At 66.2% G+C, this 19,021-nt stretch carries 17 protein-coding genes; 9 read left to right on the top strand and 8 right to left on the bottom strand.

Translation table 11 applies throughout. The features are described from left to right. Positions 1-146 precede the first annotated feature (146 nt). The 5 genes from B7G54_RS23580 to mnmC all read right to left on the bottom strand — a co-directional run bounded on the left by B7G54_RS23580 (position 147) and on the right by mnmC (position 6,996). On the bottom strand, positions 147-857 hold the full coding sequence (locus tag B7G54_RS23580; RefSeq protein ID WP_085041399.1) for a glutamine amidotransferase: 711 nt from the start codon (positions 855-857) through the stop codon (positions 147-149). A 28-nt stretch (positions 858-885) separates the two neighbouring features. After that, positions 886-1,524: a MarR family winged helix-turn-helix transcriptional regulator gene (locus B7G54_RS23575; protein ID WP_072442632.1), complete on the bottom strand. Its 639-nt coding sequence runs from the start codon at positions 1,522-1,524 to the stop codon at positions 886-888. A 508-nt stretch (positions 1,525-2,032) separates the two neighbouring features. After that, positions 2,033-3,148: a YbdK family carboxylate-amine ligase gene (locus B7G54_RS23570; protein ID WP_021160413.1), complete on the bottom strand. Its 1,116-nt coding sequence runs from the start codon at positions 3,146-3,148 to the stop codon at positions 2,033-2,035. A gap of 14 nt (positions 3,149-3,162) precedes the next feature. Continuing rightward, on the bottom strand, positions 3,163-4,377 hold the full coding sequence (locus B7G54_RS23565; protein WP_085041264.1) for a cation:proton antiporter: 1,215 nt from the start codon (positions 4,375-4,377) through the stop codon (positions 3,163-3,165). 672 nt (positions 4,378-5,049) lie between these two features. Then, a complete protein-coding gene (gene mnmC, locus B7G54_RS23550; protein WP_085041262.1) occupies positions 5,050-6,996 on the bottom strand; it encodes a bifunctional tRNA (5-methylaminomethyl-2-thiouridine)(34)-methyltransferase MnmC2/FAD-dependent 5-carboxymethylaminomethyl-2-thiouridine(34) oxidoreductase MnmC1 in 1,947 nt (648 codons plus the stop codon). A 388-nt stretch (positions 6,997-7,384) separates the two neighbouring features. On the opposite strand from mnmC, the gene B7G54_RS23545 reads away from it, so the two are divergent. Further along, on the top strand, positions 7,385-7,663 hold the full coding sequence (locus tag B7G54_RS23545; protein ID WP_006401505.1) for an HU family DNA-binding protein: 279 nt from the start codon (positions 7,385-7,387) through the stop codon (positions 7,661-7,663). A 118-nt stretch (positions 7,664-7,781) separates the two neighbouring features. Here the strand turns inward: B7G54_RS23545 and B7G54_RS23540 are convergent, their stop codons facing one another. Together B7G54_RS23540 and B7G54_RS23535 are read right to left on the bottom strand one after the other, a co-directional pair. Then, positions 7,782-9,095 carry a GTP-binding protein gene (locus B7G54_RS23540; protein ID WP_085041261.1) on the bottom strand — a complete coding sequence of 438 codons (1,314 nt, stop codon included), beginning with the start codon at positions 9,093-9,095 and terminating at the stop codon, positions 7,782-7,784. Positions 9,096-9,253: 158 nt separating this feature from the next. Next, positions 9,254-9,703 (bottom strand): lytic transglycosylase domain-containing protein, encoded by a 450-nt coding sequence (locus B7G54_RS23535; protein WP_085041260.1) that lies wholly within the window; start codon positions 9,701-9,703, stop codon positions 9,254-9,256. 366 nt (positions 9,704-10,069) lie between these two features. Here B7G54_RS23535 and gspD point away from each other — a divergent pair, with 366 nt between their 5' ends. From gspD to gspF, 3 genes are read left to right on the top strand one after another with little or no spacing between them, the layout of a single operon-like run. Beyond that, the gene (gspD, locus tag B7G54_RS23530; protein WP_085041259.1) at positions 10,070-12,415 is read left to right on the top strand and encodes a type II secretion system secretin GspD; all 2,346 of its coding nucleotides are present in this window, start codon (positions 10,070-10,072) and stop codon (positions 12,413-12,415) included. Between the two features lie 5 nt (positions 12,416-12,420). After that, the gene (gene gspE / locus B7G54_RS23525; RefSeq protein ID WP_106409016.1) at positions 12,421-13,911 is read left to right on the top strand and encodes a type II secretion system ATPase GspE; all 1,491 of its coding nucleotides are present in this window, start codon (positions 12,421-12,423) and stop codon (positions 13,909-13,911) included. A gap of 4 nt (positions 13,912-13,915) precedes the next feature. Further along, positions 13,916-15,133, top strand: a complete 1,218-nt coding sequence (gene gspF, locus B7G54_RS23520) for a type II secretion system inner membrane protein GspF (protein WP_085041257.1) — start codon at positions 13,916-13,918, stop codon at positions 15,131-15,133. A gap of 36 nt (positions 15,134-15,169) precedes the next feature. Here the strand turns inward: gspF and B7G54_RS23515 are convergent, their stop codons facing one another. Beyond that, positions 15,170-15,580, bottom strand: coding sequence for a general secretion pathway protein GspC (locus B7G54_RS23515; RefSeq protein ID WP_085041256.1), 411 nt, complete (start codon positions 15,578-15,580; stop codon positions 15,170-15,172). 175 nt (positions 15,581-15,755) lie between these two features. On the opposite strand from B7G54_RS23515, the gene gspG reads away from it, so the two are divergent. Genes gspG through gspK form a run of 5 tightly spaced genes read left to right on the top strand, consistent with a single transcriptional unit; the run spans position 15,756 to position 19,021 of the window. Further along, positions 15,756-16,208 carry a type II secretion system major pseudopilin GspG gene (gene gspG / locus B7G54_RS23510; RefSeq protein WP_085041255.1) on the top strand — a complete coding sequence of 151 codons (453 nt, stop codon included), beginning with the start codon at positions 15,756-15,758 and terminating at the stop codon, positions 16,206-16,208. Between the two features lie 39 nt (positions 16,209-16,247). After that, positions 16,248-16,817, top strand: a complete 570-nt coding sequence (locus B7G54_RS23505; RefSeq protein ID WP_085041254.1) for a GspH/FimT family pseudopilin — start codon at positions 16,248-16,250, stop codon at positions 16,815-16,817. Positions 16,818-16,819: 2 nt separating this feature from the next. Further along, entirely contained in the window at positions 16,820-17,221 is a 402-nt protein-coding gene (gene gspI, locus B7G54_RS23500) for a type II secretion system minor pseudopilin GspI (RefSeq protein WP_425266519.1), read from the top strand. A 7-nt stretch (positions 17,222-17,228) separates the two neighbouring features. After that, the gene (locus B7G54_RS23495; protein WP_106409012.1) at positions 17,229-17,888 is read left to right on the top strand and encodes a PulJ/GspJ family protein; all 660 of its coding nucleotides are present in this window, start codon (positions 17,229-17,231) and stop codon (positions 17,886-17,888) included. A gap of 2 nt (positions 17,889-17,890) precedes the next feature. Next, positions 17,891-19,021 (top strand): type II secretion system minor pseudopilin GspK, encoded by a 1,131-nt coding sequence (gene gspK, locus B7G54_RS23490; RefSeq protein WP_085041398.1) that lies wholly within the window; start codon positions 17,891-17,893, stop codon positions 19,019-19,021.

The following is a 19,021-nucleotide window of genomic DNA, read 5'->3' as shown; positions in this document are numbered from 1 at the left end:
GTAAGCGGATGGTCAGGCACGGCCCGCGGCGGGTTGCCGGCAAGGCGGGAAAGGTGAAAAACGCCGCGCATACGGCGATGCGCCGGCCCGCAACGGACGCGGGCCGGGCAATACCTTCGCGGCGAACGGCGGCGCCGCTTGCCGCGTCAGAGTCCGACGCTGTCGAGCCACTCCGCGAACATGCGTCGCGCGGCCGCCTCGAGCGCAGGGCCGTGCTGCGCGGTATCGGCGCGCAACCGGCACGCGTCGATGCCGGGCGTCGCCGCGATTTCGCCGGCGTTCGCGATCAGCCACGGTTCGAAGCGGTCGGTGCGGATTTCCGGATGGCATTGCAGCGCCAGCACGTGCTGGCCCCACGCGAATGCCTGGTGGCGGCAGGCCGGCGTCGATGCGAGATGAATCGCACCGCCCGGCAGGTCGAACGTGTCACCATGCCAGTGCAGCATCGACGTCGCCGCGCCATCGAGATGGCGCAACGGCGATGCGCGGCCGGCATCGGTGAGCGTCAGCGGCGCCCAGCCGAGTTCATGCTGCGCGGCCGGATAGACGCGCGCGCCGAGCGACCGGGCGATGAACTGCGCGCCGAGACAGATGCCGAGGATCGGCAGCCCGGCGTCGATGCGCGCACGCACGAGCGCCGCAAGCGGCGCGATCGTCGGATACTGCGCATCGTCGTACACGCTGAGCGGGCCGCCGAGCACGACGAGAAGCGACGGCTCGAGCACGTCGAGCACCTCGACCCGCGACGACCCGACGTCGACGTAGCGCACCCGCCGGCCCCGTTCGCCGAGCACCTGCTCGAAGCTCCCGAGATCCTCGAAATGCACGTGGCGGATCGCCACGACCTCAGCGTTCATCATCGGCCTCCCGGTCGATCGACGGACGTCAGCCGGCGAAAATCTTCCAGGTCTTCTTCTGCGTCGCCGCGTCGGCCTCTTCCTGCACCGAGCAGTCGAGACGCAGATCGCTGTCGGACATCGAGATGTCGAGCGCCGCACAGTAATGCACGGTCTTCTTCGACAGCTTGCCCGGCTGGAAGTGAGCGCACGTCACGCACATGCGCTGCGGCGGCGTCGCACCGGCCACCTGCAGTTCGCGCAGCGTCTTCAGCAGCGCGCGATACAGTGCGCCCTGCTCGTCCGCGCCGAGCTTGCCGACGGCCTTCGTCAGGAATTCAGGCCATTGCAGCGCCTTCTTCGCAGCTGTCCGGCCACGGGCCGACAGGCGCACAGCCAGCGCGCGACCGTCGTCCAGCGCACGGCGCTTCTCGACGAGACCCTTGGTCTCGAGCGTGCTGACGGCATCGCTCGTGGTCGCCGCGGTCAGCTGCGTCTCGCGCGCGATCTCGCCGAGCCGCATCGGGCCCTTGCGCTGCAGCAGCAGCACGAGAATCTCGCCCTGCGTCGGCGTCAGGCCCGCGCCTTCCGCCCAATCCCATGCCTGGCTTCGCATGGCCGTACTCAACCGCAGCAGGCTGTGGGTCACACGTCCCGAAGCCTGATTCCCGTAAACGCCTTCGCTCATAGTCTTTTCGCTTTGCCGCCGCCCGGTTTGCCGAGCGGCCGTAGTGTGGAGATCGAATGTCTATCTCAAAACAGACACGCTCTTGCGAGTGTGTCAGCACGGCCGTCGCGAGGGCACACGCGGCGGTCGCGTTCGCGGCGACCGGTAAGACACGCATCGTTCCGGTGTCCGCAAAGCCGACATTCTAAGCGAGAGCGGAAAATCGCACAGCTAAGTTATCCCCTTCATTCTGTGGAAAATCGTTGGATAACCAAAATTTTTCGTTGTGCCTGCAATGCCGGGCACCCGCCAAACGGCGCATACGGACATTTTCCTGTTCGGATCGGCCATCGGGCCGACTGCAATGATCCACCGGGTTATCCCGTGCACAGATCGTTGACTTTGCAGCGGAATATCAGGTTATCCACAGATTTTCAGGACAACCGGCAACGATTTCGGCCTCAATCGGGGCCGCCGGTCGTTCAGTGAATCGCGACTCGGTCGAGCCCGTAATCTGCAAAACATTTTTTCACTCGCGCCAACGTAAGCACTGCTGGCGGACCGTCTCGTTGAGCGATTTTTCCTGTTTGAAAACGGTTCTCAACCACGATGCGTCGTTCACGCGCGCCTGAGCCAGCGCACCGATCTCGTCGAGTGCCGCGCGCGAACCGAGCGCGGCCGCATGCGGCGCGATCCGGTCGAGCGTGTCGAGGATGTCTTCGGCGATCGTGCGGCGCTCACCCGTCTGAGGATTCACGCAGGTACCCTCGAGCCCGAAGCGGCACGCCTCGAAACGGTTGAACGTGTAGACGAGGTAGTCGTCCTCCGACAGCTTCAGCGGCCGGTCGGTCAACAGGTAGCGCGCGAGCGTCTGGATGTAGCAGGCGATCGCCGCCGCGCGGTCGACCGACAGCGGCGTGTCCATCACGCGCACCTCGATCGTCCCGTAGCCGGGCTTCGGGCGGATGTCCCAGTAGAAATCCTTCATCGAGTTGACGACGCCGGTGTTCACCATCTTCGTGAAGTACTCCTCGAAGCTGTCCCAGGTCAGCACGAACGGCGCGCGGCCCGACAGCGGAAACGCGAACACCGAATTCAGGCGTGCCGAATGGAAGCCCGTGTCGACGTTCTGCACGAACGGCGACGACGCCGACAGCGCGATGAAGTGCGGAATGAAGCGCGACATCGAGTGCAGCAGGAACAGTGCGCTGTCCGGATCGGGGCAGCCGATGTGAACGTGCTGGCCGAACACGGTGAACTGCTTGGCGAGATAGCCGTACAGCTCGGAGATGTACTGGAAGCGCGGTGCATCGTAGATCTGCCGGTCGCTCCATTGCTGGAACGCATGCGTGCCGCCGCCGGCCAGCCCGACGTTGAGCTGGTCGGCCGCCTTCACGAGCACGTCGCGGATCGCGTGCAGCTCGCTCACCGCCTGCTCGTGCGAATGGCAGATGCCGGTCGACAGCTCGATCATGCTCTCGGTGATTTCCGGCGTGATGTTGCCCGGAAAGGTCTCGCCCTGGATCAGGCGCATCAGGTCGGATGCCGCTTTGGTCAGGTCGTAGTTGTGCGTGTTGACGACCTGGATCTCCAGTTCGACGCCGAACGTGAACGGCTCGGAATTGACGAAGGTTTCGAGTGCCATGGCAGGTTCCGGAATCAGTTGCTGTCGCTGCGTTCACCGACCGCCGACAGGCAGCGGTAGACGATGAACGGGCTGACGAGCTGCAGGATCACGATCGTGCACATCACGATCGCGCGCAGGTGCGGGTCGAAATTCGGATAGAGCTGGTAGGTGTCGTCGACGAGCAGGTACGACAGCGCGGACATCGGCGTAAGCGCGATGCCGAGCGCGACGCCCTGCTTCATCCCGATGCCGCTCGGCTTCGCGAACGCGACGACGCCGGCCAGCTTCGCGACGAGCCGCGTAATGATCAGCACGATTGAAAGCAGCCCGCCGAGCGCGATGTCGCCCCACGTGAACGACGTGAGCGTGAGCACGAACAGGACCACCGTCAGCAGCCAGCCGGCCGTGCCGAAGTGTTCGGGCCACAGTTGCGGGCGTGCTTCGAGGTTCTTCACGATGATGCCGGCAAGCAGCAGCGTGAGCAGCGTCGACAGCTTCAGCGCCTGGGCGACGGCGATCGCGAGCATCACGAGCCCGAACAATGCAACGAACGAATGCTCGTCGCGCATCGTCGCGGTCATGTGGCGGAACAGGTAGTTGCACGAACGCGCGACGATATACGCGACGATGAACGAACCGGCGATCAGGTAGAGCGGCTGCAGGATCGTCGCGAAAACGTTGCCGTACGCTTCCTGGTGGAGCCAGCTCGTCACGAGCTTGGTCAGCACGATCGCATAGACGCTGTTGAGCGCGGTGAGCGTGATGAGGCGTTGCGACACCTGCCCTTCCGCGCGCAGCTCGGTCTTCAGCTGGATCACCATCGACGGCGACGTCGCGATCGCGATCGCCGACAGCACGAGCGCGACCATCCCCGATACCCCGAGCGCGAGCATCACGAACAGCACCAGCACGAACGTCAGCGTGGCTTCGGCGAGGCTCGACGCGACGAGCCACGGATTGCGCCGGATCCAGCGCAGGTCGAGACGGCTGCCGAGCTCGAACAGCAGCAGGCCGAGCGCGACGTCGATCAGCAGCCGCGAGGTTTCGTCGGTGCTTGCATCGATCACGCCGAATCCGAATGATCCGGCGATGAGACCGATCACCGCATAACCGGTGATGCGCGGCAGGCGCCATGCGCGATAGCACAGTTCGCCACACAGGCCGGCCGCGAACAGCGCGAGCCCGGCCCAGAACACGGCATCCGGCGTGAGCGGCCAGTTGGGCAGGAATGAGAACGCCGACTTCATCGTGGTGACTTCTCCTTTGGAAGCAACCGCCAGCGACGCGGGGTCAAGCGTCAGAAATGGATGCGCGCCGGCTGGGTGTCGCCCCGAATGTGATTGTTGTGGTCGACGACGGCGGGACATGGGATCCGCCTTTTCCGCCACAGGGCGGAAAGTCGTTCAGGTTGCCGATCTGGATTGTCGGCCTGGTGTGTGAACGGACTGCGCAGTCTCGAAGATTCAGATTCGAAATCGTGCCGACCGTTCCATTGAAGCATGTCCGGCGCCTGGCCGGATGAACGCGAAGGAAACCGATTGTGCCACAGCTTTTTCGGTCTGGAACCCATTGAATCGACTCGCGGCGCTGTGCGACACCTCAGGCCTTTGGTTTCAAAGGTTTACTTGTATATATACGTAGTAGAAGTTAACAAAGGACGCACAGTTCTGTGGATAACTTCGGTTTACGTCGACGGATCAAGGTGTTGGAGAGCCCATAACCCGTTGCACAGACTGTTCGCTCACAGAGGTTTGAGTTGAGCAACTTTCGGGCCGTCTCACAGCAGTGCCGAGTTGCCCAGTTTACGTCCACTGTGATTACACACGAAGTGCGTGTGGATTCCGCGGGGTTATCCACAGCGTCGAGTGGATAACCTTGCGCAGAAAAGTCGGGAAACTGTGAGCGGCTCGGGTGAGCGGTCAGCCGTCCTGGCCGACGCGGCGCGCGCGCAACGCGCGGATCAGGAAGCGTGCGGGATCGACGGCATCGGCAAGTTCGCGCTCGAGCGGCCACGGCTCGCCTTCGAGTTGCGATGCAATCAGTTCGGCGCCGAGTGCAGCCCATACGAGGCCGCGCGAGCCGAAGCCGAATGCCCCGTAGAGTCCGGGCATGCGCGGCAGGTCGCGCGCCTGCGCACCGCTCAGCGCGCGTGCATTGGCGACGGCGCCCGCTTCGTCCGCGAGCGGGCCGAGCAGCGGCAAGCGGTCGCCGACGACCCAGCGGAACGCAACACGGCCGCGCAGGGTGTCGGGAGCCGGCAGGTCGCCGATCAGGCCCGGCAGCAGATGCCGCACGCGCTCGAGGTTTTCGAGGTGGCCGGCCGCGCGCATCGCGGGATCGACGTCGTCGGGTTCGAACGTCGCGCCGATCAACAGCGTGCCATCGTCGAGCGGCACCGCGTAACCGTCGCCGATCGTCGGGCACGGCAACGGTGCCGTGCTGCCGGGCGGCAGTAACGTGAGCTGGCCGCGCACCGGTTGCAGCGCGACATGCCGCAGCCCGGCAAGACGCGCGGCGTCGCCGGCATTCGCGAGCACGACGACGGGAGCTTCGGCCAGCGTGCCGCCCGCATCGTCGAGTGCATGCCATGCGTCGCCCCGCCGTTCGAGTCGTGCAACGCCGGTGGAGGCGAGCAAGTGCACGCGCTCGCCGGCCGCTGCGCATTGGGCCGCGCAAAGGCCGGCCGGCCAGACGGCGCCACCGTGCGGAAACAGCAGCCCTCCCTGCGCGACCGGCAGGTTCAGATGGGTACGCGCGGCATCGGCATCGAGCAGCGACACGTAGTCGGACGGTGCGCCGAATGCATCGAACGCATCGCGCATCCGGGCGAAGTCGTCGGCCGATTCGGCGAGATGGATCATCCCGTGCGTGCTGCGCGCGAATGCATGGCCCGCGCGTTCGAGTGCGCGCCAGCGAGCGATCGCGTGCAGGAAGCCGCCGCGCGTGAGCCGGCTCGCGACGTTGTCGTCGCGTGTCATCAGCGGATGGAACACGCCGGCCGGATTGCCCGACGCTTCGCTCGCGATCCGGTCGTGCCGCTCGATCAGCGTGACGTCCCAGCCGCGCGCGGCGAGGCGTTCGACGACTGCGCAGCCCGCCAGGCCCGCACCGATCACGATCGCGCGGCGCGTCGCAACGGGCAGTGCGAGCGGCGGCTCGTGCCGGCGCGCGCGCCAGCGCGGCGCATATTCGCCGACGAGCTGACCGTCGGCCTCGCGATACGTGAAACCCGCTTTGCCGAGTGCGTGTTTCAACACGTCGGAATGCGCATGCGTTGCAAACGTTGCGCGTTCGCCGGCGATTTTCGAGAGCGCGCGGACGATGTCTGTCGCGCGGAGATCGGCATCATTCGATGACGTGAAGCCGTCAATACAGAATGCGTCGGCGCGCGCGACGATCTTTCCCAGCATGTCGATCGCATCGCCGAATGCGAGCGTGAGCACCACGCGCCCATCGTCGAATTCGAGCCGATGCACGCCCGGCACAAGCATCGGCCACGCGTCGACAAGTGCATCGACATCCGCCGATATGGTTGTGTTGGCAACGATATGTGAAGCTGCGCGGCGCAGGTCGTCACGCGAGAACGGATGCGGTTCGGCTGCGACAAAATGCAGCCGCTCGCAGCGCGCGGGATCGTCGCGCCACGCGGCCCAGGCCGCGAGGAAGCTGCCGCCCGCGCCGAATCCCGTCGCGACGATCGTGAACGTACGGCGGCCCTGCCAGCGCGCCGGCAGCCCGTTGCCCGCGACGAACACGCGATGCGCAAGCGTGCCCGACACGCCGCGATGGAGATCGCCGAACTCGGGCGAGACGAGCGTGCCGTCGTCGCGACGCGTGAGTGTGGCGGGAACAAGTCGGTCGGTCATGCGAAACAAAAAACGTGGCAGCCAAGCCTGGCAAGGGATTGCGCGGGGCCGCCCGTCCGTCCGTTGGAAAAAGCCAACGGCGCGGCGCTCAGGCGGACCGCGCTGCGTATCCTGTCCGGTTGGCGCTGGTCAAAAAACGGGCAGTCGATGATTCATTCGGCGAAATACCGATGAAAATCTTTGAAACCCTTGTCGTTATTGGGTTTGCGCTGCGCTATCATAGCAACGCCGTACCGCGGGGTGGCCGCCGGCTAACCGGAGGGCGCGTCGCGCGGGCCAGGATTCGGCGCTGTGTCGTCGGAGTCTGACTCTCGACGGCACGGTTCGCGCACGTATAATCGGCGCGTTCGCGCTGTTCGTGTCAACCTAACCTGATAAAGGAACCTTAATGAACAAACAGGAACTGATCGACGCCGTCGCCGCCCAAACGGGCGCCAGCAAGGCTCAAACCGGCGAAACGCTGGACACGCTGCTCGAAGTCATCAAGAAGGCCGTGTCGAAGGGTGATGCGGTTCAGCTGATCGGCTTCGGCAGCTTCGGTTCGGGCAAGCGCGCAGCACGTACGGGCCGCAACCCGAAGACCGGCGAAACCATCAAGATCCCGGCAGCCAAGACGGTCAAGTTCACGGCTGGCAAGGCGTTCAAGGACGCCGTCAACAAGCGTTAAACCAGCGCCTGTTCCAAGAAAAACCCGCCTTTCGGCGGGTTTTTTATTGGGCGCACGCAGCATTTTTGCCACAGTCCGCGCCCCTCTTGCAAGATTTAACGGTTGTTTTTACAACGCGTTACGCATGCACGATCTGCGTGTCGCCGTGATCGTCGTCGTCGTGCGAATCGACATCCCACGCCGGGAACGGATCGTCGAACGCGTGCCATCCCGCCGCGCCGAGTGCGAATTCCGCATCGGTCAGCAGGCATGCGTCGAGTTTCGCGCGCCATGCATCCGCGTCGAGCGCGATGCCGATCAGCACGAGTTCCTGCCGGCGATCGCCCACTGCGCGATCGTCGAGATCGCCGTGCCATTCTGCGCGGATTTCAGCAAGCAGCTCGTCGTCGTCCGGCCATTCCGTGCGATCCTGCGCAGCCCACCAGAGACCTGCGGGGCCATGCCGGCATACGCCGCCCGCTTGCGACAACGAGCCCGCGATGTCGTTGCGCGTCGCGAGCCAGAAGAAACCCTTGCTGCGCAGCACGCCCGGCCACTCCTGATGCAGCAGCGCCCAGAGTCGTGCCGGATGAAACGGCCGGCGCGCGCGGTAAACAAAATTGCCGATTCCGAATTCGTCGGCTTCACCGTGCACGTGCGCATGATGTTCGTCATGGCAGTCGGGGTCGTCGCAATGCGTGTGACCGTGATCGAGCGACGCAAGCCAGCCCGGCGCGTTCGCGGCCTCGTCGAAATCGAAGCGGCCCGTGTTCAGCACTTCATCGAGCGGCACGTTGCCGAACGTCGACACGACCTGGTGTGCGCGCGGATTGAGTCGCGCGAGGATGTGCTGCAGGCGTGCGAGTTCGTCGGCGCCGACGAGGTCGGCCTTGTTGATCACCAGCACGTCGCAGAACTCGATCTGCTCGATCAGCAGCTCGACGAGCGTGCGGTCGTCCTCTTCCGATGCGGCGATGCCGCGCGTCGCGAGCGCGTCGTCCGAGCCGTAGTCGCGCAGGAAGTTGTACGCGTCGACCACGGTGACGAGCGTGTCGAGCCGCGCGATTGCCGACAGCGACGTGCCGTCGTCGTCGACGAACGTGAAGGTTTCGGCGATCGGCATCGGCTCTGCGATCCCGGTCGATTCGATCATGATCGCGTCGAAGCGGCCTTCGGACGCGAGCGTGCGGATCTCGACGAGCAGGTCGTCACGCAGCGTGCAGCAGATGCAGCCGTTCGACATCTCGACGAGGCGCTCCTCGACGTGCGACAGCGCCTGCGCGTCGCGCACGAGCGACGCGTCGATGTTGACCGCCGCGAGATCGTTGACGATCACGGCGACTTTCAGGCCCGCGCGGTTCGCGAGGATGTGATTGAGCAGCGTGGTCTTGCCGGCGCCGAGGAAGCCGGACAGCACGGTGACGGGCAACGGCTGGTTCATTGCCGGATTCATAGCGATATGCACCAACGGAAAAATTGAAAAAGCGGCCGCGGCGCCCTTCCGGGGCGCGATCGTCCCGCGGACGGGCGAAATGGCGGCGTGAGCCCGCATTGTGCATCAAACGGGCGCCGGCCGGCCGGGACGGCGTCAGGCCGCGGTGCGGTGCGCTGTCACTGCACGGGCGGCAGCAGCTTCCACTGCGACAGAATGCCGGCGATCTGCCGCGCGTACTTGTCGCGCAGCGACGGTGTTTCCGAATGATAGGCGCCGACGGCCTGCCACGTGTTGCCGTAGCGGTTCATCTTCTGCTTGAGATGCCACGCGGCGATGTACACGTTCTTGCACGGCTCCATCAGCGTGTCGCGGCCGATTCCGTAGCGCGACAGCGTCGGCAGGTGGATCGAATTGATCTGCATCAGGCCGTAGTCGACCGAGCCGTTCGTGTTCTTGTTCAGCGCGCCGGGCCGGTTGCGCGACTCCTGCCACGCGATCGCGCGCAGGATCAGCGGATTGACCTGCTGATATTTGGCCGCCTCGTCGAAACAGTCCGCGCGAGCGTTCGCGCTGGCGAAATACACGCCGGCGGCGATCAACGTGATCGAAACGAACCGTCTGTTCATGGTGCGAAATCGACAGGAAAATGCGTGGAGGTCGGGAAAACCCGTGCCTGTTATTCGTGCGACGAGAAACGCGCCGCCCGTATGATACCGACAGTCCGTCAGCTTGCGACATACAGGAATACGGCAGCCCGGTTATACCGAATTTCCGTGTCGATTTATCATGAAACGGGGCGATGGCCGGCATGCCGAGAATAGTACCGAATCTTACATATTGCATACGGCTCGTCGAATACATGTCGTATGTGAGACAGTCCTCGGATCAATGTGATATTTCGGACATGAAAAACTGCTAATGTCGCCTCTTTAGGACTTGGATCCCAGCACTACCGCCGGAAGTGGCCTGAGCCGGCATCGACCCATTCATCCATGACAAGAAATCGCTTCGTTATGCGGCGTGTCGCCACGACCCTGATCGTCGCTGGCATCATCGTCTCGCAGGCCGCCTACGCTCAGGTCACGCTCAACTTCGTGAATGCGGATATCGACCAGGTCGCCAAGGCGATCGGCGCCGCAACCGGCAAGACCATCATCGTCGACCCGCGCGTGAAGGGTCAGCTCAACCTCGTGGCCGAACGGCCGGTGCCGGAAGACCAGGCACTGAAGACGCTGCAGTCGGCGCTGCGCATGCAGGGCTTCGCGCTCGTGCAGGATCACGGCGTGCTGAAGGTCGTGCCCGAGGCCGACGCGAAGCTGCAGGGCGTGCCGACCTACGTCGGCAATGCGCCGCAGGCGCGCGGCGATCAAGTGATCACGCAGGTGTTCGAGCTGCACAACGAATCGGCGAACAACCTGCTGCCCGTGCTGCGGCCGCTGATCTCGCCGAACAACACGGTCACTGCCTACCCGGCGAACAACACGATCGTCGTGACCGACTACGCGGACAACGTGCGGCGCATCGCGCAGATCATTGCGGGCGTGGACAGTGCCGCGGGCGCGCAGGTGCAGGTCGTGCCGCTGCGCAACGCGAACGCGATCGACCTCGCTGCGCAGCTGCAGAAAATGCTCGACCCGGGCGCGATCGGCAACAGCGATGCGACGCTGAAGGTGTCGGTCACGGCCGACCCGCGCACCAACTCGCTGATGCTGCGTGCGTCGAGCGCGTCGCGCCTTGCGGCCGCGAAGCGGCTCGTGCAGCAGCTCGACGCGCCGAGCGCGGTGCCCGGCAACATGCACGTCGTGCCGCTGCGCAACGCCGATGCGGTTAAGCTCGCGAAGACGCTGCGCGGGATGCTCGGCAAGAGCAGCGGCAGCGATAGCGGCTCGTCGGCGTCGTCCAACGATGCGAACAGCTTCAACCAGAGCGGCGGCTCGTCGTCGAGCGGCAACTTCTCGACCGGCACGTCGGGCACCCCGCCGCTGCCGTCGGGCGGCCTCGGCGGCTCGTCATCCTCGTCGTCGTCGTACGGCGGCTCGTCCGGCGGTGGCGGGCTCGGCAGCGCTGGCCTGCTCGGCGGTGACAAGGACAAGGGCGACGACAACCAGCCCGGCGGGATGATCCAGGCCGACGCGGCGACCAACTCGCTGATCGTCACCGCGTCGGATCCGGTCTACCGGAACCTGCGCTCGGTGATCGACCAGCTCGATGCGCGGCGTGCACAGGTCTATATCGAAGCGCTGATCGTCGAGCTGAACTCGACGTCGCAGGGCAACCTCGGCATCCAGTGGCAGGTGGCGAGCGGCCAGTTTCTCGGCGGCACGAATCTGAACCCCGGGCTGGGGCTGGGCAACAGCATCATCAACCTGACGGCGGGTGGCGTGGCCAACGCCGCCGGCGGCATCACCGGCGGCGGGCTGGCCAACAATCTCGGGGCGCTGAGCCAGGGCCTCAACATCGGCTGGCTGCACAACATGTTCGGCGTGCAGGGGCTCGGCGCGCTGCTGCAGTATTTCGCGGGCGTGAGCGACGCGAACGTGCTGTCGACGCCGAACCTGATCACCCTCGACAACGAGGAAGCGAAGATCGTCGTCGGCCAGAACGTGCCGATCGCGACCGGTTCGTATTCGAACCTGACGAGCGGCAATACGAACAATGCGTTCAATACCTACGATCGTCGCGACGTCGGCCTGACGCTGCACGTGAAGCCGCAGATTACCGACGGCGGGATCCTCAAGCTGCAGCTCTACACCGAGGATTCGGCGGTCGTCGCGGGTACCACGAGCGCGCAGACCGGCCCGACCTTCACGAAGCGCTCGATCCAGTCGACGATTCTCGCGGACAACGGCGAGATCATCGTGCTGGGCGGCTTGATGCAGGACAACTACCAGGTGTCGAACAGCAAGGTGCCGCTGCTCGGCGACATCCCGTGGATCGGCCAGCTGTTCCGTTCCGAATCGAAGGTGCGCGCGAAAACCAACCTGATGGTGTTCCTGCGTCCGGTGATCATCTCCGATCGCGGCACCGCGCAGGAAGTCACGGCCAACCGCTACGACTACATCCAGGGCGTGACGGGTGCGTACAAGTCGGACAACAACGTGATCCGCGACAAGGACGATCCGGTCGTCCCGCCGATGCCGATCGGCCCGAGCCAGGGCGGCACGGCCGCGGGCAACCTGTTCGATCTCGACAAGATGCGTCGCCAGCAGCTGCAGCGCCAGGTGGCGCCCGTGCCGGCCCAGCCGTTGCCGGAGGCGACGCCCGCGCAGCCGCAGAGTGTGCCGCAGCAGGCGGTGCCGCAACAGCCGTTGACGGCCACGCCGGGAGCGTCGCAGTGAGCGACATGCTCGCCTCTTCCGCCCACGACGGCGCGCCGGGCGAACGGCAGCCGCCGTCGCCGCTCGCCGCGCGACTGTTGCCGTACGGTTTCGCGAAGAACGGCCAGGTGCTGATCGCGCATCAGCTCGACGACACGCTCGAGGTGTGGATCAGCGAACGCACGAGCGACGCCGCGCTCGCGGAGATCGCGCGCAACTTCGGCTCGATCTCCGTGCATCGCGTGCCGGCCGACGAGCTCGCGCAGGCGATCAACCATGCGTACGCACGCCAGGATGGCAGCGCGGCCCAGGTGGTCGGCGAGGTCGAAGGCGAAGTCGACCTGTCGCGGCTGATGCAGGACATCCCCGAAGTCGAGGATCTGCTCGAATCGGAAGACGATGCGCCGATCATCCGGATGATCAACGCGCTGCTTACGCAAGCGGCGCGCGAACAGGCGTCGGACATCCACATCGAGCCGTTCGAGAATGCATCGGTCGTGCGCTTTCGCGTCGACGGCACGCTGCGCGATGTGGTGCGGCCGAAGAAGGCGCTGCACGGTGCGCTGATCTCGCGGATCAAGATCATGGCGCAGCTCGACATCGCGGAGAAACGCCTGCCGCAGGACGGCCGCATCACGCTGCGCGTCGGCGGCCGGCCGGTCGACGTGCGTGTGTCGACGCTGCCGACCGGGCACGGCGAGCGTGCGGTGCTGCGTCTGCTGGAAAAGGATGCGCAGCGGCTGAACCTCGAAGCGCTCGGGATGGGCCGCGACACGCTCGTGCAGTTCGACAAGCTGATCGCCCGCCCGCACGGCATCGTGCTCGTCACGGGCCCGACGGGTTCGGGCAAGACGACCACGCTGTATGCGTCGATGTCGCGGCTCGAAACCGCGACGACCAACATCATGACCGTCGAGGACCCGATCGAATACGACCTCGGCGGCATCGGCCAGACGCAGGTGAACGAGCGGATCGGGATGACCTTTGCCCGTGCGCTGCGCTCGATCCTGCGCCAGGATCCGGACGTGATCATGATCGGCGAAATCCGCGACCTCGAAACCGCGCAGATCGCGGTGCAGGCATCGCTGACGGGCCACCTCGTGCTCGCGACGCTGCACACGAACGATGCGGCATCGGCCGTCACGCGTCTGACCGACATGGGCGTCGAGCCCTACCTGCTCGCGTCGTCGCTGCTCGGCGTGCTCGCGCAGCGGCTCGTGCGGCAGCTTTGCTCCGTCTGCAAGGAAGAACGCCAGGAAGAAGGCCGCACCGTGTGGCATCCGGTCGGCTGCGACAAGTGCGGGCATTCGGGCTACGCGGGCCGGCGCGGGGTATACGAACTGTTGCTGGTCGACGAGTCGATCCGCTCGCTGATCCACCGCAATGCGGCCGATGCGGAGATTCTCGCCGCCGGCCGTGCGGAAGGGATGCGCACGTTGCGCGATGACGCCGAGCGCTGGCTCGCGTCGGGCGCGACGTCGCTCGAGGAAGTGCTGCGCGTGACGGGAGGCGCATAGCGCGATGCCGGCATTCCGTTTCGAAGCAATCGATTCGGCGGGACGCGCGCAGAAAGGCGTCGTCGATGCCGACAGTGCGCGTGCCGCGCGCGGCCAGCTGCGTACGCAGGGTCTTACGCCGCTCGTCGTCGAGCCGGCCGCCAGTGCGACGCGCGGTGCGCGGTCGCAGCGGCTCGCGTTCGGCCGCAAGCTGTCGCAGCGCGAACAGGCGATCCTCACGCGCCAGCTCGCGAGCCTGCTGATCGCGGGGCTGCCGCTCGACGAGGCGCTCGGCGTGCTGACCGAGCAGGCCGAGCGCGACTACATCCGCGAACTGATGGCCGCGATCCGTGCCGAGGTGCTCGGCGGCCATTCGCTCGCGAATGCGCTGGGCCAGCATCCGCGCGATTTCCCGGAAATCTACCGCGCGCTCGTCGCGGCGGGCGAGCACACCGGCAAGCTCGGCATCGTGCTGTCGCGTCTCGCCGACTATATCGAGCAGAGCAACGCGCTGAAGCAGAAGATCCTGCTGGCGTTCACGTATCCGGGGATCGTCACGCTGATCGCATTCGGCATCGTCACGTTCCTGCTGAGCTATGTCGTGCCGCAGGTCGTCAACGTGTTCGCGAGCACGAAACAGCAACTGCCCGTGCTGACGATCGTGATGATGGCGCTGTCGGAATTCGTGCGGCACTGGTGGTGGGCGATCCTGATCGCGGTCGCGCTCGTCGTGTGGTTCGTGAAGGCGACGCTGTCGCGTGCGGGGCCCCGGCTCGCGTTCGACCGCTGGGTGCTGACCGCGCCGCTCGCGGGCAAGCTCGTGCGCGGCTACAACACGGTGCGCTTCGCGAGCACGCTCGGCATCCTCACCGCGGCGGGTGTACCGATCCTGCGCGCGTTGCAGGCGGCCGGCGAAACGCTGTCGAACCGCGCGATGCGCGCGAACATCGACGATGCGATCGTGCGCGTGCGCGAAGGCTCCGCGCTGTCGCGCGCGCTGAACAACGTGAAGACGTTTCCGCCGGTGCTCGTGCACCTGATCCGCTCCGGCGAAGCGACGGGTGACGTGACGACGATGCTGGATCGCGCGGCCGAAGGCGAAGCGCGGGAGCTCGAGCGTCGCACGATGTTCCTGACGAGCCTGCTCGAGCCGCTGCTGATCCTGGCGATGGGCGGCATCGTGCTCGTGATCGTGCTGGCCGTGATGCTGCCGATCATCGAGCTGAACAACATGGTGCAGTGACGGCCTGACCGTCTGGCACGGCCGTCACCTTCGGCTTCAGCGCACGTAGATCGCCGGGGACGGCGTGTTGGCGGGAAGCTGGACTTCGGTGCGGGCGCCGTTGCGCTCGACGATGATCGAGCGGGGGCGGACTTCGGCGAGCTTCGCGCCGGACGTGACGTCCGCGCCGAGCGACACGGCACGCGGCGGTTCGCCGCCGATGCCGACGATCGCGGCGCCGCCGTGGTCGAGCGCGAGGATGCCGAACAGGTGGATGTCCTGCACGGGATTCTTGTCGAGCTGACCGCCGAAGAGCGCCGCGGCGTCCTCGGTGCGGATCGGCAGCCGCGCGGCGGCGGCGGGCAGCGGCGCTTCGCGGGCCGACAGCGTGACGACCCAGTAGGTGGCCGTCGCGCACAAACCCGCGAAGAGGGCTAGGGAGAGGATCCGGATCGAGAGCGCGTTCATGCGCGCTATTGTACGGATGTATGTGAAATTTGCGTTGGGTGAAAGCCCTCGGCAATGCGCGCCTTACAATGCGTGCTCCGCGCCCGCGGGTTCGGAAGGTTGCCGTCAGGTAATCGTCCGGTGCGCCGGGTGCGTCACTCAACCAACGACATTTTTTGGAAAGAGGTAGTCAGTCATGCAAACGTGGATCACTCGCCGCAACGCGGCCGTGCGTCGTCAGCGCGGTTTCACGCTGATCGAGATCATGGTGGTGGTCGCGATCCTCGGGATCCTGGCGGCGCTGATCGTGCCGAAGATCATGAGCCGCCCCGACGAGGCGCGCCGGATCGCCGCGAAGCAGGACATCGGCACGATCATGCAGGCGCTCAAGCTGTACCGGCTCGACAACGGCCGCTACCCGACCCAGGAGCAGGGCCTGAACGCGCTGATCCAGAAGCCGTCCACCGATCCGATCCCGAACAACTGGAAGGACGGCGGCTATCTCGAGCGCCTGCCGAACGATCCGTGGGGCAACGGGTACAAGTACCTGAACCCGGGCGTGCACGGCGAGATCGACGTGTTCAGCTACGGCGCCGACGGCAAGGAAGGCGGCGAAGGCAACGACACCGACATCGGTTCGTGGCAATAAGCGCGCACTGACCGGCCCGACGCTTCGTTCCCGTTCTTCATGCTCGCCATTCGCACGACCTTCCGCTGCGGCCGCGATCGCCGTGTGCGTCGCGGCGCGGCTTCGTCCGTGCAGGCGCGGGCCGGCGGCGGGCAGGCGTTGCACGGTGTGCGGCGCCATCGCGCGCGCGGCTTCACGCTGCTCGAAATGCTGGTCGTGCTCGTGATCGCGGGGCTGCTCGTGTCGCTCGCGTCGCTGTCGCTCACGCGCAATCCGCGCACCGACCTGCGCGAGGAAGCGCAGCGCATCGCGCTGCTGTTCGAGACCGCCGGCGACGAAGCGCAGGTGCGTGCCCGGCCGATCGCGTGGCAGCCGACCGCGCACGGCTTCCGTTTCGACGTGAGCTCGCCCGACGGCTGGCGCACGCTGCGCGACGACCTGCTGCGCCCGCGCGACTGGGACGGCGGCGTCACCGGCGCCGACATCGATTATCCGGGGTCCGACACGCACGCGAATCGCGTTGTGTTCGGCACCGAGAGCATCGACACGCCGGTGCGCGTGACGCTGCATTCGGCCGCCGGCAGCGCGACGATCGTCGGCACCGGCAACGGCCGCTACGAGGTGCAATGACGATGCGTCGTCGCTTGCCCTCCCCCGTTTCTTCATCGAGCGGTTTCACGATGATCGAGGTGCTGGTCGCGCTCGCGATCATCGCAGTCGCGCTCGCCGCGTCGATCCGCGCGGTCGGCACGATGGCGACCAACGCCTCCGATCTTCATCGCCGGCTGCTCGCCGGCTGGAGCGCCGACAATGCGCTCGCGCAGATGCGGCTCACGCATGCGTGGCCGGAGATCGGCGAACAGAGTTTCGACTGCTCGCAAGGCAACGTGCAACTCGTCTGCACGCAGCGCGTGAGCACTACGCCCAACCCGGTGTTCCGGCGTGTCCGGATTTCGGTGAGCATGCCCGGGCGGTCCGGCGTGCTCGCGCAGATGGTGACGGTGGTCGCGAATGAAACCAGCCGTCCGCTCTGACCCGCCGATGCGACGCCCGCTCGCCCGCCCCGCCCGCGGCTTCACGCTGATCGAGCTGATGATCGCGATCGCGATCCTCGCGGTGGTCGCAATCCTCGCGTGGCGCGGGCTCGACCAGATCATGCGCGGTCGCGACAAGGTCGCGTCCGCGATGGAAGACGAGCGCGTGTTCGCGCAGATGTTCGACCAGATGCGCATCGACGCGCGGCTCGCCGCGACCGACGACGAGGCCGGCCAGCCTGCGATCGGCGTCGCCGGCAGTACGCTGCAGATCGTCCGTGAACTCGAGGTGCCGGGCGCCGCGCCGCGGTTGCAGGTGATCCGCTACCGGATCGCCGGCGGGCGCGTCGTGCGCTATGCGTCGCCGCCGATCGACGACGCGAACCGTCTGCGCGGCATGCTGAAGGACAGCAGCGTCGAAGGCTGGAGCTGGGTCGCGCTGATGGGCGGCGTCGGCGCGATCGACGCGAAGCTGTACGTGCCGCGCGTGGGCTGGACTACTAACCTGCAGACGGCCGACGAAGCGCTCGCGCAGAACAACGATGCGCTCAAGGTGCCGCAGATCGGCAACGCGCCGCCGACGCGCGCGGTGACGGGGCTGCAGGTCAGCATCGGCGCGACGTCGCTGCGCGTGCCGGTCACGCGCATCTTCCTCGTCGGGGAATGAAGATGCGCGCGCGCCCTCACCGCTCATTGCTTGCCGTCCGTGCCGCCGGTCGCGCGCGGGCACGCGGCCGCCAGCGCGGTGCGGCGATCATCACCGCACTGCTCGTCGTCGCACTGTCGGCGATCCTCGTCTCGGGGATGCTGTGGCGCCAGCAGGTGCAGATCCGTCGCATCGAGAACCAGCGCGTGATCGCGCAGGCGCAGTGGGTTGCGCGCGGCGCGCTCGACTGGACGCGGATGATCCTGCGCTCCGAAGGCGATACGGCGCCTGGCATCACCTATCTCGGCGGCATCTGGGGCGTACCGATCGCGAAGACGAAGCTGTCGGATTTCCTCGGCCGCATCGGTGCGCCCAACGACACCGGCAGCGAAGACACCTATATTTCCGGCTCGATCGAGGACGCACAGGCGAAGTTCAACCTGCGCAACCTCGTGGCGTCGCCGGCACCCGGCGTGCTGCAGCTGAACGTCACGCAGGTCCAGGCGTTCCAGCGCCTGCTGACGACGCTCGGCTACGACGGCGCGTTGTCGAAGCGCATCGCGCTTCAGGTGCGCGCGAGCCTGCTGAATTCGGCGACGCGTTTCCAGATGCCGACGCTGCCGGGTGGCGGCACGGCGCCGATCACCGCGCCGGTGGCGACCGATCAGCAGGGCGGCGGCGGCTTCACCGACGATCCCGGCATGACGGGCGGCGACCGCGGGCCCGCGCCGCTGATGATGACGGGCGTCGACAGCCTGCTCGACGTCGACGGCGTGACGCCCGAGATGGTCGCGCGGCTGCGCCCTTTCGTCACCGTGCTGCCGACCACGACGCCCGTGAACATGAACACCGCGCCGGCCGAGGTGATCGCGGCGCTGATACCGGGGATGAGCGTGTCGTCCGCGCAGGCGCTCGTGTCGCGCCGCGAGACCGTGTTTTTCCGCAACGTCGGCGACGTGCAGCTCGCGCTGCGCGGTGCCGGTGTGCCGCCGAACGTGACGATCGATTCGAGCCTCGTCGACGTCAATTCGAGCTATTTCATCGTGCATGGCCGGATCCAGCACGAACGCGCGGAGGTCGATCGCACCTCGCTCGTGTATCGTGATCCGACCACGCACTCGACACGGGTCGTGCGCATCCGCGACCAGCTATAA

The organism is Burkholderia puraquae (assembly GCF_002099195.1).
GTDB lineage: Bacteria > Pseudomonadota > Gammaproteobacteria > Burkholderiales > Burkholderiaceae > Burkholderia > Burkholderia puraquae.
This window is presented reverse-complemented; position numbering and strand designations above follow the sequence as displayed.

Bases quoted from the DNA above. Each gene is read 5' to 3' on its own strand.
- B7G54_RS23580 (WP_085041399.1), bottom strand. From the start codon at position 857: ATGAACGCTGAGGTCGTGGCGATCCGCCACGTGCATTTCGAGGATCTC.
- B7G54_RS23575 (WP_072442632.1), bottom strand. From the start codon at position 1,524: ATGAGCGAAGGCGTTTACGGGAATCAGGCTTCGGGACGTGTGACCCAC.
- B7G54_RS23570 (WP_021160413.1), bottom strand. From the start codon at position 3,148: ATGGCACTCGAAACCTTCGTCAATTCCGAGCCGTTCACGTTCGGCGTC.
- B7G54_RS23565 (WP_085041264.1), bottom strand. From the start codon at position 4,377: ATGAAGTCGGCGTTCTCATTCCTGCCCAACTGGCCGCTCACGCCGGAT.
- mnmC (WP_085041262.1), bottom strand. From the start codon at position 6,996: ATGACCGACCGACTTGTTCCCGCCACACTCACGCGTCGCGACGACGGC.
- B7G54_RS23545 (WP_006401505.1), top strand. From the start codon at position 7,385: ATGAACAAACAGGAACTGATCGACGCCGTCGCCGCCCAAACGGGCGCC.
- B7G54_RS23540 (WP_085041261.1), bottom strand. From the start codon at position 9,095: ATGAATCCGGCAATGAACCAGCCGTTGCCCGTCACCGTGCTGTCCGGC.
- B7G54_RS23535 (WP_085041260.1), bottom strand. From the start codon at position 9,703: ATGAACAGACGGTTCGTTTCGATCACGTTGATCGCCGCCGGCGTGTAT.
- gspD (WP_085041259.1), top strand. From the start codon at position 10,070: ATGACAAGAAATCGCTTCGTTATGCGGCGTGTCGCCACGACCCTGATC.
- gspE (WP_106409016.1), top strand. From the start codon at position 12,421: ATGCTCGCCTCTTCCGCCCACGACGGCGCGCCGGGCGAACGGCAGCCG.
- gspF (WP_085041257.1), top strand. From the start codon at position 13,916: ATGCCGGCATTCCGTTTCGAAGCAATCGATTCGGCGGGACGCGCGCAG.
- B7G54_RS23515 (WP_085041256.1), bottom strand. From the start codon at position 15,580: ATGAACGCGCTCTCGATCCGGATCCTCTCCCTAGCCCTCTTCGCGGGT.
- gspG (WP_085041255.1), top strand. From the start codon at position 15,756: ATGCAAACGTGGATCACTCGCCGCAACGCGGCCGTGCGTCGTCAGCGC.
- B7G54_RS23505 (WP_085041254.1), top strand. From the start codon at position 16,248: ATGCTCGCCATTCGCACGACCTTCCGCTGCGGCCGCGATCGCCGTGTG.
- gspI (WP_425266519.1), top strand. From the start codon at position 16,820: ATGCGTCGTCGCTTGCCCTCCCCCGTTTCTTCATCGAGCGGTTTCACG.
- B7G54_RS23495 (WP_106409012.1), top strand. From the start codon at position 17,229: ATGCGACGCCCGCTCGCCCGCCCCGCCCGCGGCTTCACGCTGATCGAG.
- gspK (WP_085041398.1), top strand. From the start codon at position 17,891: ATGCGCGCGCGCCCTCACCGCTCATTGCTTGCCGTCCGTGCCGCCGGT.